General features: G+C 35.2%; 13 protein-coding genes. 9 read left to right on the forward strand and 4 right to left on the reverse strand.

The genetic code is table 11. The features are described 5' to 3' along the window. Positions 1 to 82: 82 nt before the first annotated feature. Positions 83 to 496, forward strand: coding sequence for an 8-oxo-dGTP diphosphatase MutT (gene mutT / locus ME3_RS05875; RefSeq protein WP_007477965.1), 414 nt, complete (start codon positions 83 to 85; stop codon positions 494 to 496). 459 nt (positions 497 to 955) lie between these two features. Further along, a complete protein-coding gene (locus tag ME3_RS05880; RefSeq protein WP_007477966.1) occupies positions 956 to 2311 on the forward strand; it encodes an L-cystine transporter in 1356 nt (451 codons plus the stop codon). A gap of 31 nt (positions 2312 to 2342) precedes the next feature. Here the strand turns inward: ME3_RS05880 and ME3_RS05885 are convergent, their stop codons facing one another. Continuing rightward, positions 2343 to 3221, reverse strand: a complete 879-nt coding sequence (locus ME3_RS05885) for a methyltransferase domain-containing protein (protein ID WP_007477967.1) — start codon at positions 3219 to 3221, stop codon at positions 2343 to 2345. A 234-nt stretch (positions 3222 to 3455) separates the two neighbouring features. Between ME3_RS05885 and ME3_RS05890 the strand changes: the two genes are divergently transcribed. Both ME3_RS05890 and grxC read left to right on the forward strand, forming a co-directional pair. After that, a complete protein-coding gene (locus ME3_RS05890) occupies positions 3456 to 4202 on the forward strand; it encodes a ComF family protein (RefSeq protein ID WP_007477968.1) in 747 nt (248 codons plus the stop codon). Between the two features lie 47 nt (positions 4203 to 4249). Next, positions 4250 to 4504, forward strand: coding sequence for a glutaredoxin 3 (grxC, locus tag ME3_RS05895; protein WP_007477969.1), 255 nt, complete (start codon positions 4250 to 4252; stop codon positions 4502 to 4504). Positions 4505 to 4525: 21 nt separating this feature from the next. Here the strand turns inward: grxC and ubiG are convergent, their stop codons facing one another. After that, entirely contained in the window at positions 4526 to 5272 is a 747-nt protein-coding gene (gene ubiG, locus ME3_RS05900; protein ID WP_007477970.1) for a bifunctional 2-polyprenyl-6-hydroxyphenol methylase/3-demethylubiquinol 3-O-methyltransferase UbiG, read from the reverse strand. Between the two features lie 194 nt (positions 5273 to 5466). Between ubiG and ME3_RS05905 the strand changes: the two genes are divergently transcribed. Next, the gene (locus ME3_RS05905) at positions 5467 to 6720 is read left to right on the forward strand and encodes an aspartate kinase (protein ID WP_007477971.1); all 1254 of its coding nucleotides are present in this window, start codon (positions 5467 to 5469) and stop codon (positions 6718 to 6720) included. Between the two features lie 381 nt (positions 6721 to 7101). Here ME3_RS05905 and nhaA read toward each other — a convergent pair whose 3' ends face one another. Both nhaA and ME3_RS05915 read right to left on the reverse strand, forming a co-directional pair. Further along, positions 7102 to 8463 (reverse strand): Na+/H+ antiporter NhaA, encoded by a 1362-nt coding sequence (gene nhaA / locus ME3_RS05910; protein ID WP_007477972.1) that lies wholly within the window; start codon positions 8461 to 8463, stop codon positions 7102 to 7104. 125 nt (positions 8464 to 8588) lie between these two features. Then, positions 8589 to 10280, reverse strand: coding sequence for a hypothetical protein (locus ME3_RS05915; RefSeq protein WP_007477973.1), 1692 nt, complete (start codon positions 10278 to 10280; stop codon positions 8589 to 8591). A gap of 357 nt (positions 10281 to 10637) precedes the next feature. Here ME3_RS05915 and ME3_RS05920 point away from each other — a divergent pair, with 357 nt between their 5' ends. The 4 genes from ME3_RS05920 (at position 10638) to ME3_RS05935 (ending at position 16748) form a co-directional block, all read left to right on the forward strand. Beyond that, positions 10638 to 12410 (forward strand): SLC13 family permease, encoded by a 1773-nt coding sequence (locus tag ME3_RS05920; RefSeq protein ID WP_007477974.1) that lies wholly within the window; start codon positions 10638 to 10640, stop codon positions 12408 to 12410. Between the two features lie 884 nt (positions 12411 to 13294). After that, positions 13295 to 13966, forward strand: a complete 672-nt coding sequence (locus ME3_RS05925) for a DUF2659 family protein (RefSeq protein ID WP_007477975.1) — start codon at positions 13295 to 13297, stop codon at positions 13964 to 13966. A gap of 4 nt (positions 13967 to 13970) precedes the next feature. Then, complete coding sequence (gene der / locus ME3_RS05930; RefSeq protein ID WP_007477977.1) at positions 13971 to 15371, forward strand: ribosome biogenesis GTPase Der; 1401 nt, start codon at positions 13971 to 13973, stop codon at positions 15369 to 15371. A gap of 954 nt (positions 15372 to 16325) precedes the next feature. Next, positions 16326 to 16748: an AtpZ/AtpI family protein gene (locus ME3_RS05935; RefSeq protein ID WP_007477982.1), complete on the forward strand. Its 423-nt coding sequence runs from the start codon at positions 16326 to 16328 to the stop codon at positions 16746 to 16748. Positions 16749 to 16750: the final 2 nt, after the last annotated feature.

A 16750-nucleotide genomic window follows, 5' to 3' on the forward strand; every position in this document is an offset into this window, starting at 1 on the left:
TTAGACACTTAGACTTTTTCAATTCTTTAAGGGGCGATAATAGAAGAGCTTAGAGTTATTATATTACTGTTGGAGACAAGTAATGCAGATAAAACGCTCACTTCTTCTTGTCGTTGCATGTGCATTGTTGGATAAAGATAATCGAGTTTTACTTGCAAAGAGACCTCCAGGAAAATCAATGAGTGGTTTGTGGGAATTTCCTGGTGGAAAGGTTGAAGAGGGGGAAACACCAGAGGAATCATTGATTCGTGAATTAAAGGAAGAGCTTGATATTCATGTTCAAAAAAATGATTTTTTACCTTTAACATTTGCAAGCCATAGTTATGAAACATTTCATTTATTAATGCCATTTTATATATGTCGCCATTATAGAGGTATTCCTCAGGGACGAGAAGGGCAAAATTTAAAATGGATTTTTATTAACGATCTTGATAAATATTCTATGCCTGATGCTGATAAACCATTAGTGCAGGTGTTAAAAAATTTTCTTTTATAATATGTTTATGAGTGGAGAAAATATTGAAAAATGAACGTTTTGTTCATTAAATATTTTGATAAAAGGAGACTTTAGATAGATCTACCTCCGAAAAGATGTTTTGTGATTATCCTCAAGGATTTTCTTGTTTCTTTAAGATCAATTGCTCCATCATTACTGTTTAGGCTTTTATATATCGTTTTTCATTGAGATGCGATAGTGATTGCATGTAACTTATTATTTATGAAAGAAATATTATATTCTTTAAAATAGAATTTTGTAGATATGTAAAAATCAGCTTATTTGTTTTCTATTTTTATATAACTATAAATAGATGAAAATTCGTTTCTGGCCTATAACTAATAAAAATAATGATTTTGTAAAAATGTAGTAAGCTCTATATTTTTTAAATATTATGAGTGAATTTTAAATTATATATTATTTTTTAATGTAAAGCACAAAAAATAGTAGGCATAAGCAATGACATTTAATTTTTTTATTAATTTATTTCTATTTATTATTTTTTTATTATTGCTTTCTCAAAGTAAAAAAATCAAATGGGGTTTTGCGCTACGTGTTATGTTGGGTCTTATTGTTGGCCTGATTTTTGGAAGTGCTTTGCAGTTTATTTATGGAGAAGGCGAGTCAACACTATTAAAATCTGTTGAATGGTTTAACATTATTGGAGATGGTTATCTATTATTGTTGCAAATGATTATTATGCCATTAGTGTTTATCTCTATCGTTTCAGCGGTAGCGCATTTGCATTCTTCTTATGCTGTTAGCAGAATTAGTATAGTAACAATTTCAATATTACTTTTTACAACGTGTATTTCAGCATTGGTTGGTATTTTAGTAGTTAACTTTTTGGGGTTAACAGCGAATGGTTTGGTACATGGAGGGGAGGATATATCTGCTGTTCTTGGCGGGAATACTTTTCAGGTTGGAGAAATAAATATACCAAAATTAATTTTATCATTTATACCCCAAAATCCATTTGCTGACTTAATGGGATCTGAGCGTACATCGATTATTAGGGTTGTTATTTTTTCGGCGTTTTTAGGATCTGCTGTTCTTCTTTTAAAGAAAGATGACCCAGATAAAGGGGAAAAAGCTCTTTCATTTATTCAAATTATACAGTCTTGGGTTATGTGGTTAGTACGTATTGTAATTGCGTTAACACCTTATGGTATTTTTGCTCTTATGACTAAGGTTGGGGCAACCTCAAATGTTGCTGATATTTTTAAATTACTAGTTTTTATTGTTGCTTCTTATATTGGTATTATTCTTATGTTTGGAATTCATGGTGTGTTGCTTGGTATATCAGGCATTAACCCATTTCGTTTTTTCAAAAAAGTTGTGCCTGTTTTGACATTTGCTTTTAGTAGCCGTTCAAGTACTGCTACTATTCCTCTAAATATTGAAGCGCAAACACAGTGGATTGGTGTACCACAATCAATTGCAAGTTTTGCAGCTTCTTTTGGTGCAACGATTGGCCAAAATGGTTGTGCAGGTCTTTATCCAGCTATGCTTGCAACTATGATAGCACCATCTGTTGGTATTAATCCTTTCGACCCTATCTGGATTGCTACTCTTGTTGGGGTAGTAACTTTGAGTTCTATTGGAGTTGCTGGTATTGGTGGTGGTGCTGTTTTTGCTGCATTAATTGTTTTACCAATTATGGGGCTCCCTATTTCTTTGGTAGCCGTACTTATTTCTGTTGAACCTTTAATTGATATGGGGCGTACAGCTCTTAACGTTAATGGTTCAATGTTGGCTGGAGCTATGACAAGTCAAATATTACGCACAACGGATAAGAGCATTTTTGAAAAATAATTTTCCTATAAAATTTGCGGTTTTTTCATTATTATTTTGATTGTTTTTCTAAAACATCAACAAGGGATATTTGCGCTGAACCAGGGCGTAAGGGTTTTTGTTGATTTTGATCAGGTGCCCAGCCGGATAACCATATGAAAGAAAAATGCGCACGAATGCGACCATCTGGGTCACTAAATTGTTGTGCGTAGATTTCAGCAGCGCGAAGAAAAAAGCGCTTAGATACAGGGCGTTGTGAGCGATTAATTAACGCATTTTGCATCCCCATGGCTTTAAGATCATGCATGAGATCAAACATTGTATTGTAGCGTATTGTGATATTTTCGACATCCACTACGGGTATAGCAAAACCAACACGTTGTAAAATAGCTCCTACATCACGAATATCGGCAAAAGGATAAATTCTTGGGCTAACTCCTCCATAAATTTCGAGTTCAGCTTGAAGCAAACTTTCTCGCAATTCTCTTAATGTTCCAGCTCCAGCCATAACTGCAAGAAATAGGCCATCTGGTTTAAGAATGTCCTTTATTTGTTTTAAAACACCAGGGGTATCATTGGTCAATTGTAGTGAGAGGAGCGAAACAATAAGATCGCAATAGTGTGGTGGAAAATCAAGAAATTCTCTGTGACGTAAATGAAATTTTTGATCATGACTTTGGTAAAGAATGTCAGTTTCAACACGTTCTATAGAACTAATTTTGCCAGACTTTTTTAAAGCTTGTACAGCAAAGCCTGTATGGCTATGTAAATCTAGAGCTAATGTGAATTGACGCTCAACAGTTCTTAGACGTTTATAAAGATCCTCAGCAACATAGGATAATAAAAAATCATATCCCTCTTTTGCTTTTTTAAAAGCGCGTTTGCGAAATTGTTCAATGCGGATATGGTCAAAAATAAGAGGATGAGACATATCGCTTACCATTTCCTGTTTTGGGGATATAGTTTTAAGTAGGTTTATTATGATGCAATGCTATATCAAGCTTATAAGGAAAAAGGAACGACGAAATAGTTTGATAAAACTGAGTATTTTTGAAAAAATTAAATTTTATAGGTTTTGAAACGTAAAAAAATGTCTTATGCTACGAGGTTATGAAAGAATAAACTGATGAAGTGGTACTTTTGAGATTTTTTTGAATAAGGGGATATGTTGGGTAAATTCATTGAGTACTTAATAAAAATTTTATATCCACCGACTTGTCCTGGATGTAAGAAAATTGTTTCTGCTTATAGTACGGTTTGTTCTGATTGTTGGAAAGATTTTCAATTTATTACGAAACCTTATTGTCCTGTTATGGGGATTCCTTTTGCTTACGATATGGGAGAAGGTTTTCTTAGTGGTGAAGCAATTCAAGCCTCTCCTCCTTTTTCACGTGTTCGTTCAGTGGTTGTTCATAAGGGATTAGCACGACTTTTGACAATCCAATTGAAATATAGTGATCGTCTAGAATTAGCACGTTTTATGTCTAATTGGATGGTACTTGCAGGACGTGAGCTTCTTGATGATTGCGATGTTATTATTCCTATTCCATTGCATTTTCGTCGTTTTTTCTGGCGACGTTATAATCAATCTGCTGAACTTGCCCGTTATATTGCAGCAGCACGGAAAAAACCTTTTAAACCTGGCTGGCTTGTTCGTTATCGGCATACTCGTCCACAGGTTGGTTTATCTGCTAAGGAACGAAAGCTCAATGTGCAAAGCGCTTTTAAGGTACCTCATAAAATTAAAAAGCATTTAAAAGGGCGTTCTATTTTGCTGATTGATGATGTTTTGACAACAGGTGTGACAATTACTGCAGCAGCTGCAACATTAAAACATGCAGGTGCACAACAAGTTGATGTACTGACATTTTCGCGTGTATTGAAAGATGTTTCTGTTTTGTCTCACTCTTGAGAAGTGATTAAAGATTGATTATATCAAAAAAACATTGGAGAAATATTATGCAAGAGATAACACTTTATACACGTCCCGGTTGTCCCTATTGCACAAAAGCGCGTGCTTTATTTGATAAAAAAGGCATCAAATATACAGATATTGATGCATCAACTTCCCTTCGTCAACAAATGGTACAACGAGCGAATGGGCGTAATACATTTCCTCAGATTTTTATAGGTGATTATCATGTTGGAGGTTGTGATGATCTTTATGCTTTAGATGCTGAAGGTAAACTCGACTGTTTACTCAAAAGTGCCTAATAATTATCTGTTATGGTTGGCTTATTCAAACTTTTTTGCAAGAAGCATGTAGTTAACGTCCATATCTTTTGAGCGATTCCAGCTATCATTCAATGGATTATAAGTAATACCAATCTCATCAATAACGGTTAGAGTATTTTGAGATAATAGCTTTTTTAACTCTAGAGGTTTTAGAAATTTTTTATAATCATGAGTTCCTTTTGGAAGCCAACGTAGAATATATTCGGCACCGACAATCGCTAGCCCCCAAGCTTTCCATGTACGGTTAAGTGTTGCAACAAACATAAGCCCTTGTGGTTTGAGCATTTTGGCAGTGGCCGATATGAAGAGATTAACATCAGCAACATGTTCAACAATCTCCATGTTGAGAATTACATCAAATTGTTCTTCTTCATCTGCAAGTGTTTCTGCAGTGGTAGCGCGATAATCAATTGAAAGACCGCTTTGGATTGCATGGTTTTTTGCTACCTCGATATTGGTTTGCGAAGCATCGGCTCCTATAATAGTGGTTCCAAGACGTGCCATTGGTTCACATAACAGCCCCCCCCCACAACCAATATCAAGAATCCTCAAACCTTCAAAAGGCGTAAGAGACATAGGGTCACGATCAAATTCTAAACAAATTTTTTCTTTAATATAAGCAAGGCGTGTTGGATTAAATTGATGGAGGGGGCGAAATTTGCCTTGGGGATTCCACCATTCAGAAGCAATTTGTGAAAAATGATCAATTTCACTCTGATCAATCGTAGTATGAGCTTTATTTATCATATCACTCTCCTTTTATTTTCATATTATCAAGTCAGGTAGATTTTTCTAAAGTCAAGAGTAAATTAACATAATCACGCTGGGCTTGCGAAAATTATAGATATTGGTTATGTCGAAAAGAAATTTAATACGGCGACAGGACCTTATTCTAACTGTCTCATTTGAAATAAGAAATATAAGATATAAGAGTATTATAAATGGCACGTATTGTCATGAAATTTGGTGGCACATCTGTAGCAAACATTGAATGTATTCATAATGTTGCTCGACATGTCAAAAGAGAAGTAGATGCGGGTAATGAGATTGCAGTGGTGGTATCTGCAATGGCTGGTAAAACAAATGAGCTCGTTCAATGGACGCGTGAAGCTTCACCAATGCATGATGCTCGTGAGTATGATGTAATCGTTTCTTCTGGGGAACAAGTAACAGCAGGTTTGTTGGCTATTACACTCCAAGCGATGGGAGTGAATGCTCGCTCATGGCTTGGGTGGCAAATCCCTATTTATACTGATAATGCACATAGCGGTGCACGGATTGTGGATATTGATGGATCTTTTTTAATACAGCGTTTTCAAGAGGGGCAGGTAGCGGTTATTGCTGGTTTTCAAGGATTAGCTCCAAATAATAGAATTTCTACCTTGGGACGCGGTGGATCAGATACAAGTGCTGTTGCAGTGGCGGCGGCTTTGCAGGCTGATCGTTGTGATATTTATACAGATGTAGATGGTGTTTATACAACTGATCCGCGAGTTGAACCTAAGGCACGTCGTTTACCGAAAGTGGCTTTTGAAGAAATGCTTGAAATGGCTTCTCTTGGGGCAAAAGTTTTGCAAGTTAGGTCTGTTGAATTAGCTATGGTCCATAAAGTTCGTACTTTTGTACGCTCAAGTTTTGAAGATCCCGATGCTGTGGACATGTGCAGTTCAGTTAATCCCCCTGGAACACTTATTTGCGATGAGGATGAGATTGTGGAACAACAAAATGTTACTGGTATTGCTTTTGCTAAAGATGAAGCACAAATTTCACTACGCAGACTGGCAGATCGTCCGGGTATTTCTGCAGCAATTTTTGGCCCTTTGGCTGAAGAACGTATCAATGTTGATATGATTGTGCAGAATATTTCTGAAGATGGTTCGAAGACTGATATGACTTTTACTGTACCATCAGCTGATGTAGATAAGGCTGTTGCACTTCTTGAGAAAAATCGTGCAGAGATTGGGTTTGATGTTATTCAATCTGAGAGTGACCTTGCAAAAGTTTCTGTTATTGGTGTTGGTATGCGCAGTCATGCAGGGGTTGCAGCTACGGCATTTAAGGCTTTGGCTGAAAAAGGCATTAATATTCAAGCAATTACTACTTCAGAGATTAAGATTTCTGTTTTAATTGATAGTGCTTATACTGAACTTGCAGTGAGAACTTTGCATGCTGTTTATGGTCTTGAGATAGGGTAAGTATTTTTAATTTTAAATATTTTTCGAGTAATTAGGTATATTTAGATTTTATATGTACAGTAGTTAAGAGCCTTACTAAGATTGCTTCTTATTTTTTACATCAGGTTTTATGAGCATAAAGTTTTTCTTTATTTTGTTCTAAAATATAGAAGAGTCTATTATTAGAGTGTTATGTGATTTGTTTACGTTTAATCAAGCTACATTGATGTGAATGCAAATTATACGCACTTTTAAAAGATTCTTGTAGGTATAAATTGCACTTTTTTACCTATGATGAATGAGTGAAATCAAAAGAAAGTAATTATGTGCAGTCGTTCATTGAATGTAATTAAAGCCTTAAATATTTTTAAAGGTTTAGCTTAAGTAAGATTTATAGCTTGATTAATTGCAATTTGTGATACGCTTTTTATTATTTTTGATATAAAAGAGGCCATATCCAAGGCCAATAAGAGCAGAAAGGCCAGATCCACAAAGTACACCAATTTTTGCAGAATCAAGTTGAACAACATCTTTAAAAGCAAGCATTGAAACAAAGATTGACATTGTAAAGCCAATACCTGCTAAAAATCCAATTAATAATATACCCGCCCATGCTACATTAGGAGGAAGGCGGCATAGACCCAATTTTACCGCTAGATAGCTAGCGACAATAATACCAAGCGGTTTACCAATACATAGTCCCATGATAATGCCGAGAACAATCAAGAATGATTTATCGGAAGAGAGGTCAAAGTTTGCAAAGTTAACGCCAGCATTTGCAAAAGCAAAAATTGGCATCACGCCGTACGCTACCCATGGATGTAACGCTTTTTGAACCCGTGTTACAGGTGCGATTATATCGCGTTGTCCTCTACGCACTTTTTTTAATGTAGTTGAGATATGATGAAGGTCTGTGCTTGTGTTTTTTTCTTGAAGTATTTCAACTGCGTTGCTTAGCATTGTAAGCGGAGCTACAAGATTACGGGTAGGTAAAACTGGGGTCATCATGCCTAAAATTACGCCGGCAAGTGATGGATGAACGCCTGTTATCATTAACCCCCACCAAATAATTGCACCAGGCAAAATATAAAGCCACGCTGATGCAAATCCAATCCATTGAAAAAATGAGACTAAAACAATACCTGCTGCTGCGATAGCTAAACCACTGGGATCTAAATTAGTTGAGTAGAAAAAAGCAATAATAAGAACAGCGATAATATCATCAATAATTGCTAATGATAAAAGAATGATATGAAGATTAGAAGGAATTGCTTTCCCAAAAAGCGCGAGAATACCTAGTGCAAAAGCAATATCGGTAGCTGTCGGCACAGCCCAACCATAAGTATCTCCCCTATTTAAGTTAATGCTCAGATAAATAATTGCAGGAAGACAAACTCCACCTATTGCTGCTACAATTGGTAAAATTGCTTGTTTAAAATTAGCAAGAGCACCTTCGTGAATTTCACGCCGAATTTCCACTCCCGCTACGAGAAAGAACACAGTCATAAGAGCATCATTAATCCAGAAATGTAGATCCCATGATAAGTTAAAATAGCCAAAATTAAAGCCAAGAGGTGTATGCCAAAATGCTTCATAGGAAGAAGAATATTTAGAATTAGCAAATATGAGCGCAGTTGCAGCTGCCAATAAAAGAACAATACCACTTACAGCTTCAATGTGGAGAAAACGCTCAATTGCGGAAAGTGCCCGATTTGTGACGAGAGAGGCTCGATTTGGTAAGCGATTTGAGGATAAATCAGGCATAAAAAACTCCAAATATCAATTTATTCATAGAGGCTTTGTTTATAAGCTATTCTGTATATCGCTTATAGTATTATATGAAGAAAAGAGGGGATGGTAATTCTCCAATTTTAAAACTAATTATATTTTTAATGAGATGCTTCATTTTTAACAGTGAGACTCATTTTATTAAGAACAGCTGATAGATTATTTTGCAAAGTGGCTTCAAGATCAGATGCTGTAAGCCCTTTATTATCTTTTGCTGCTATTTTTATTTTTAATGTTTGTGGATTTCTAGCAAAATTACCGAGGGCTTTCGAAATATTTTCAGCTTTATCATGATTTTTTAATAATATTTTTGGGCTTTGGGTTACGATTAAATAAAAATTATCATAAAGTTCTTGTTTGAGATCATGTTTATTATCGTTAAGACTTTGAGCAAGATAAGAAAAGATTTTATCAATGAGACCAGCGTCTGTATAACATATGTCAATTTCAGAAATGCCAAGATTTTGAGAAGCAGCAATGATTGCGTCTTTTTGACCAGAGAAGAATGTTTTATCAACATCAATAACTGTAGCTGAGATTTTTCCAGAGCCAATGTTTTGGACGTTGAAAGACATTGCATTAAGCGAAAGGATACGCTTTTTTTCATTGTAAGAGATATCAAGCTTTCCTGAAACATCAAGGTACTCAAAGCCCGTATTTTTAAGAAAATCTAAGTTTTTTCTCTCCATTTTTTTAGGTAAGATTGAAAGGCCATTAAGAGAGAGCAAAAGATTTTCTGGTATGGCTTGTTGCCATTGGTCTGATTTTAATTGCAATGATTCAAGGGTTGCCTTTATTTGCGGTACGTCAATAATTACTTTGTCAGTTTTAGCATCAATTGATGTAATAGCCGAAAGAACAGCCATGAGAAGGGCATTTTGTTCTGTCTGATTATTTGTTTTTTTTGCACTAAGGTAGGCTTGAACAAGTTTTTTAAGAGGCTGTTTAAGCGGTTGCATTTTTAAGCCAGATGTTTTAAATTTTCCAAAAGAGAAAGAAGCGTTTTTTTCTTCTCCTTCAAAAATATCTACTGCTACATTACCCAATGTAATAGGGCCAATAACGGTTTCGCCTTGATTCTTGACGTTGTTTTTATCAGAAATGATAGAATAAGCATAACCCACGTCAATATTATGGGCTTTTATTGGGTTACTCTTAGCGGTTAGATATATCTGTTTGGTACTATCTGCAGCTGTCTTTGCAAGACTTATATTGGTCGTTATATCTTTGATACCAACGGAATGAATACGACCATTTTGGAGATTAGAAAGCTGAAAATTCTTGATATTAATTCTTTCAGTTGGCTTGTTCTCATCCTCTGTGAAAAGTAATATATCTGGTGCATTAATTGATGAAATATTAATACGCATAAATGATTGCAAAAAGGAAGACGTGATCGTAGCATCTTTGTTTTTCAGGGATACATTATTAATAGAGATTTTGGGAACTTGTAGACGAACATTCTTATATGTTAAATCAATATTATAAAGTGTGAAAGCACCAGGAATGAAGGCAATGGGGGGACGTCCTGAAATAAAACCAATTTTAAGTGATGTATCAGCTGGGGTTGGTAGAGTGACGTTAGTCAAATTGATTTTACCTAGAATACTGACTTCGGATGTTTCTGCGTTGATAGAACGGCGGGCTATTTCTTTTTTTACAAAGCTATCAAGGTGGGGTTTTGCCATATAAAAACCACCAATAACTATGATTATTAAAATAGCAACAAATCCAATAATATACGTCAACCAATATTTTAGGTTATTGCGATACCAACTATTAAAATTGATCATTATTTTTTCTTTCAATTTTGTCACTATATGCTGAGAGTATAAATAAATTTTTTAAAACAACGATAAAAGCTGAGATATGATGTATATCAACTAAATATCTGTCTATTTCCTTTGATGTAAGATCATCATATTTTTTTTTTCAACAAGCTTTTATCAACTGTCACCAGTTTTTTTCAATATTTTACGTGAAACTATAACCATGAATAAGGAACTATGCACTAATTATGACCTTATTTATCATGTTTAATCATTTTTAAGGAGTAATAATGTGTCGTTTTTTATGTCACTGACTAAAGGAACGATTAAAGGGAGTATATGATGTTGGTGATTATAAGCTGACAGGGAGTCGTTAGTGTTATGACACAAGATCAAATAATGGCTTTTTCTATTATTGGTCTCATGATGGCTGTTTTTATATGGGGTCGGTTTCGTTATGATATCGTTGCTGTTTGTACATTGTTAATTGCTTGCACTCTCGGTCTTGTTAATCCGAAGGAAGCATTTAGTGGTTTTAGTAATGATATTGTTATTATCGTAGGTAGTGCGTTTATCATCAGCACAGTTATGTCACGCTCTGGCATTGTGGAATATATTATTCAACGAATGTGGCCTGATGTAAAGTCAGTAAAACTTCAATTAGCTTTTTTAGTTATTTCTGTGGTTCTTTTATCAATGTTTGTTAAAAACATTGGTGCTTTAGCCATTATGCTTCCGATTGCTTTCCAATTTGCTCGCCGTTCTCAGGTTTCACCATCTGTGTTTTTGATGCCAATGGCATTTGGTTCTTTATTAGGTGGTCTCATGACACAGATAGGTACTTCTCCCAACATTGTTGTTTCAGCTATGCGAGAACGTTTAGAAGGAATCCCTTTCACTATGTTTGATTTTATACCGATTGGTGCAACAATTGCTGCTGTTGGAGTTTTCTATTTAGTATTTTTTTCTTGGCGTTTACCTATCCGTACGCATTCAAGCACATCATTTGATGATGCTATTGATATTTGTAATTATATTTCAGAAGTGCGTATTCCCGTTAATTCTCCCATTGTGGGAAAAACTATTATTGATCTCATTAAACCATCAGGCGGTGAAGTTATGGTTATTCAGGTTATTAGAAATAAAGTATCCATTTCACCATTACCAGATTTTGTTTTTGCCAAGGATGATACTGTTCTACTGGAAGGCTCACATACAGGGCTAGACACCGTGATTAATTCAGCTCGCTTAGAATTTGCTACTGGTCGTACTCTTTCTGTAGGTGATAAAGGTAGCCAGCTTGATATTGTTGAGGCTGTTATTACAGATAATTCTCCTCTTATTGGTATCAGTGCTAAAAGACTTTCGTTGTTTGATCGCTATGATGTAAATTTACTTGCTTTAAGTCGTCAATGTGAAAGGGTGCGTGGTAGGCTTGGTGATGTTGTTTTCCGTCTCGGGGATGTCATTGTTTTACAGGGGCAGGATATGGTTATTCCGAGCTTGTTAAGAGAATTGAAATGCCTTCCTTTGGCAAAACGCAATATCACGTTCGGTAATTTACGACATGGCCTTATGTCTTTAGCTATTTTATTTGTAGCAATTATTACGACAGCTTTTCAAATTGTTCCGGTTGCATTTTCTTTTTTTTCTGCAGCTATTGCGATGGTCGTTTTTCGGATTCTTCCAATGCGGGATTTGTACCATGCTTTAGATGGACAAATATTGGTGTTATTAGCAACTCTTATTCCAGTAAGTGAAATATTGGAAAAAACAGGGTGCACGGATTTGATTGGTGGTTGGCTTAGCCAAATGGCTGTATTTTTACCACCATCCGGTGCATTAGCACTTATCTTAATTACAGCAATGCTGATAACGCCATTTTTAAACAATGCAGCAACAGTGATGGTTATAGCACCAATCGCATCAAGTTTTGCTCATTCTCTTCATTATAAACCTGAGGCTTTTTTAATGGCTGTTGCGATAGGTGCTGGTTGTGATTTTCTTACACCTATTGGGCATCAATGTACTATGTTAGTAATGGGGCCTGGTGGTTATCGTTTTAGTGATTATGCACGTTTTGGTGCTCCGTTGGCAGTATTGATAGCAATCGTTGCGGTTCCGATGTTAATGTGGGTTTGGCCGTTACAATAAAACGGTAGAAAAACCTTTGAATAGATTTTTTTGAGATGAAGATAGGTGGAAAAGCTATGTTTACGCAGAGATATTGTTAAGATGGGGGGATCCATTATGATAAAGCGCAAGCGTTTCCTTGGTATTGTAGCAAGGTTTGTCTATTTTTCTCCAGACATTCTTAGTTATGAAAAGTTGGGCATATATAAGTTGATAAGGATTTTTATGAACGTTTTAATTGTAATATTGGCAGAGATGAGAATGATGTTTGTTGGTTGAAAATTTAATGATTGGTATTACTCTATAGAGTTATTTTTCTGATTTTGAGGTCATTGTAATTGACACTTGATGTATGAAAAAATTATTTTCATGAATTAATTTTTAATAATAGTTTTCTAATAGAAGCTATGGAAAGATGCAGTACAATAGTTGTTATTTTAAGGTTTTAGAAGTTGTAATGTACACGTAGAGTGTTAATACAGCTAAATAATGTTACCGGAAATTAGTATGTAATCTATGCGTGTTAGATATAAGGTGATTGTCATTCGGGTGTTATTAGTATGTTTGCAATTATCTAGTAGGTGATATAAAGCAGTATAGGCCAAATATTTCGCTTTTGTTTTAAGTTAGCAATATGACGTTAATGTATAACAAGAGTTGAAGTGACTGAAAGTAACTTTACACATTCCATAGGAGGAGAGTGAGATGCGTAAAAATTCATGTCAATCAAAAGATAATCGCAAGAGATTTTAGTTCGGTACAATTATAAAAACAGTTGATAAGGGTATATGTTAATTTTAAATCAATCACCTGACAAAATTAAAGATTGTTAGTGGATAGGGCTCTATCTTTGTTTATTTATACGTAATAGTGTAGGAATTAAAATTCTTTCCAGGGTAGGGTGTATGTCATACGATAGTTTTATTCGTGAAGTTAATGAAGAGCTCCGTCAGGAAAAAGTCCGTGCTTTTTGGGGGCGTTATAGTTTCTTGATTATTATTTCAGCTATTATTTTTGTACTAGCGATAGCTGTTTATCAAATTTATCATTATGGGCAAATGAATAAAGCCAGCAAGATTGGTGATACATTTATAACAAGTCTTAATTTGGCGGACTCACTTCAATTTGATGAGGCGATGAATCAATTAGAGAGTGTTAAAACATCTGATTTTGGAGGGTATCCTTTTCTTGCTCGTTTACGTGAAGCTTCTTTGCTGATGCAGCAAGGCAATGCTGCTAAGTCAGTAGAAGTTTTTGACGCGGTTGCGGCTGATAAGAATGCACCGCAGATATTACAGAGAGTTGCAAAAATTCGAGCGGCTTATATTTTAGTTGATATAGGTACATTCGATGATGTTAAAAAACGTGCCAAAGATATGGCAAATGATATCGATCCTATGCGCATGTCTGCAAGAGAAGTTTTAGGTTTAGCTGCTTATAAAGCTAATAAAATAGATGATGCGATTTATTATTTTCAAAAAATTTCTGAAGAAAATGTTTTAGGACTAAAAATAATTGATCGAGCAAAAATTATGCTTGAGCTTATTCAGTCTGAAAGAAAGGTGAATAAGGGGTAAATTAATGAGTCTCACCATTGCTATAGTTGGCCGGCCCAATGTTGGAAAATCAACATTATTTAATCGTTTGGTTGGGCAAAAATTGGCTTTGGTTGATAATAAGCCAGGTGTAACACGTGATCGGCGTGCTCATGAGGCAAGGCTTCAAGATTTATGTTTTAATGTGATTGATACAGCCGGTTTAGAAGATGCAAGTGATCAAACACTTGAAGGTCGTATGTTTTTTCAGACAAAGGCTGCTATTAAAGAAGCGGATCTTATCTTATTTGTACTTGATGCAAAGAGCGGGGTGACAGTAAGTGAGTGCAGTTTTGCTTCATTGGTTCGCAAGTCGGGAAAACCGATTGTGCTTATTGTCAATAAATCTGAGTCAAAAATGGCAATAGAAGGAGGATATGAAGCATGGTCTTTAGGTTTAGGTGAGCCTTGCGCAATATCTGCTGAACATGGTCTGGGTTTTTCGGATCTTCGTGATGCAATTGTGAATGCTGTTGGTAAAGATAAAGTTTTTGAGCAAATAAAAGAAGAAGAATGTGCTCTTACGCGATCTGTGTCTTTGGATAATGATTTGGAAGAAAGAGGTTTTATTTACGATGAAAGAAAACCTATTCGGATAGCAATTGTTGGTCGTCCCAATACTGGAAAATCAACACTGATCAATAGTATGTTGGGGCAGGATCGTTTGCTGACAGGACCTGAAGCTGGTATTACGCGTGATTCTATTTCTGTAGATTGGGAATGGCGAGATCGTTGTTTTAAACTCTTTGATACTGCGGGGTTGCGCCGAAAATTAAAAGTTCAAGAAAAGTTAGAAAAACTTTCTGTTGCAGACACTTTACGCGCAATCCGTTTCTCGGAAGTAGTGGTGATTGTTTTTGATACAACCATGCCTTTTGAAAAGCAAGATTTACAAATTGCTGATCTTGTGATTCGTGAGGGGCGAGTTCCAATTATAGCTTTCAATAAGTGGGATCTTATTGAAAATTGCCAAGAAGTGTTGGCTGATTTACATGAAAAATGTGCTCGTCTTCTTCCTCAGGTTCGTGGTTTGAGAGCTGTCCCTTTATCAGGTCAGTATGGTAAAGGGATTGATAAACTTATGGAAAATATCATGATGATTCATCGTGTGTGGAATTGTCGTATTCCTACAGGGAAACTTAATCGCTGGCTTGAAACTATAGTTGCGCACCATCCACCACCAGCGGTTTCTGGGCGCCGACTTAAGATTAAGTATATAACACAAATTAAAACACGTCCTCCGGTGTTTATTATTTCTTGTTCACGGTCAGATGCAATGCCTCAATCATATTTGCGTTATTTGTCTAATGGGTTGCGTGATACATTCGATATGCCAGGGGTGCCCATCCGTTTGTTACTGCGAACATCTGATAATCCTTTTGCATGATGAAAGATGAAAAAAGTAACAATTTCCTTTATGTTCTGAATCATTTTTAGACTTTTTAAAGGTTTTAAAATGGGGCATTTATACTAGCTTTTAAAGAAGCTTCGCTTTGATTTGTTAAGTTTTTGAAACAAAAATGAATGTGTAAAATAAACAAGCAATAATATTGCGTTCATTATAATCAAAAATATGAAATTATTGTCGTTAAATACTTAAAAATCAAAAATTTTATAGCTAGTGCAACGGTTTTTTCAGCTTTTCTAAGATGAAGTTTAATAGTTATAACGACGATATATTCTTTTAAAGATTAGTATTTTCAAGGTTATTAATGTTTGAGCTTTTTGTATTTTGATCAATCAGGGTTGTATTTGATGTATTAATTCTTGGTTATGCGCTTCTTAGAAATGCTATTTTTTTTATCTTTGAGCAGTGTAATGAGGGGAGTTAAGACAGGAGAGATTAATGTATTTTTTCTACATTAGAAACAAGCATTTTGTGGGTAAGCGATGCTATGACTTGTAACAACTTTTGGAATAAAAAACAAATGTCACATTGAAGCTCTTTATTTGAAGTGCACATAAAAATACTAAAGAGCAAAAAGCTAATTGTATGGGGGTGTTTAGAATTCTACTATCGTCATTTATGTATGGCATTATAGTGTTATAAATTGAGTTAGTTTGTATTGACGTATGGTGGCTAAAATATATACGAATCAAAAGATTCCAATGGGCAATTGTTTAATAGATTTCTAAAACTGCGCAGTAAAATATAGCTTTTTAAAATGAGAGCAGAGATGCAATTTATTGGTTCTATAAGATAGCTACCTTATTGTTTTATTTATTGATAAAAATCCTTGTGATAGATGCTTTTGGATAGCTTGACGAATGAATTTAGTAACAATATGTTGCAGACAGCTTTAGATGTATTTTGATTTTTCTTTTAATTAAGGAGCTAATTATGGCAAAGGGGGACAAACCCGTTGTGCCACAAAAGGAGGTTGAAGAGAAAAAGCAAAGAGATTCTTTTCATTTAGAGGATTTAGAATGGCGGAGTCAAAATTTGGGATTGGCTTTAATGCGTAAGAAAGCATTAAAGCAACAGGATCTTAGAAATGAAAACAGAGAATCACAAAGCAAGATAGGGCATGCCGTTAAGTTGTCGAGTGAATTTCTGGCGAGTGTTATTGTAGGTATTGTTTTAGGGTTGGGATTTGATAAACTAACAGGTTTGTTGCCATGGGGATTGATATTTTTTCTTTTTCTTGGATTTACTTCTGGTATAATAAATATTCTTCGGTCTTTAGGGCACATTTCTCCTAGTCAATTAGGAAAAAATAGCGTATCGCATCAAAATAAAAGGGTCGATAAATTTAATAAATGAGG

The organism is Bartonella melophagi K-2C (assembly GCF_000278255.1).
GTDB lineage: Bacteria > Pseudomonadota > Alphaproteobacteria > Rhizobiales > Rhizobiaceae > Bartonella > Bartonella melophagi.

Bases quoted from the DNA above. Each gene is read 5' to 3' on its own strand.
- mutT (WP_007477965.1), top strand. From the start codon at position 83: ATGCAGATAAAACGCTCACTTCTTCTTGTCGTTGCATGTGCATTGTTG.
- ME3_RS05880 (WP_007477966.1), top strand. From the start codon at position 956: ATGACATTTAATTTTTTTATTAATTTATTTCTATTTATTATTTTTTTA.
- ME3_RS05885 (WP_007477967.1), bottom strand. From the start codon at position 3,221: ATGTCTCATCCTCTTATTTTTGACCATATCCGCATTGAACAATTTCGC.
- ME3_RS05890 (WP_007477968.1), top strand. From the start codon at position 3,456: ATGTTGGGTAAATTCATTGAGTACTTAATAAAAATTTTATATCCACCG.
- grxC (WP_007477969.1), top strand. From the start codon at position 4,250: ATGCAAGAGATAACACTTTATACACGTCCCGGTTGTCCCTATTGCACA.
- ubiG (WP_007477970.1), bottom strand. From the start codon at position 5,272: ATGATAAATAAAGCTCATACTACGATTGATCAGAGTGAAATTGATCAT.
- ME3_RS05905 (WP_007477971.1), top strand. From the start codon at position 5,467: ATGGCACGTATTGTCATGAAATTTGGTGGCACATCTGTAGCAAACATT.
- nhaA (WP_007477972.1), bottom strand. From the start codon at position 8,463: ATGCCTGATTTATCCTCAAATCGCTTACCAAATCGAGCCTCTCTCGTC.
- ME3_RS05915 (WP_007477973.1), bottom strand. From the start codon at position 10,280: ATGATCAATTTTAATAGTTGGTATCGCAATAACCTAAAATATTGGTTG.
- ME3_RS05920 (WP_007477974.1), top strand. From the start codon at position 10,638: ATGACACAAGATCAAATAATGGCTTTTTCTATTATTGGTCTCATGATG.
- ME3_RS05925 (WP_007477975.1), top strand. From the start codon at position 13,295: ATGTCATACGATAGTTTTATTCGTGAAGTTAATGAAGAGCTCCGTCAG.
- der (WP_007477977.1), top strand. From the start codon at position 13,971: ATGAGTCTCACCATTGCTATAGTTGGCCGGCCCAATGTTGGAAAATCA.
- ME3_RS05935 (WP_007477982.1), top strand. From the start codon at position 16,326: ATGGCAAAGGGGGACAAACCCGTTGTGCCACAAAAGGAGGTTGAAGAG.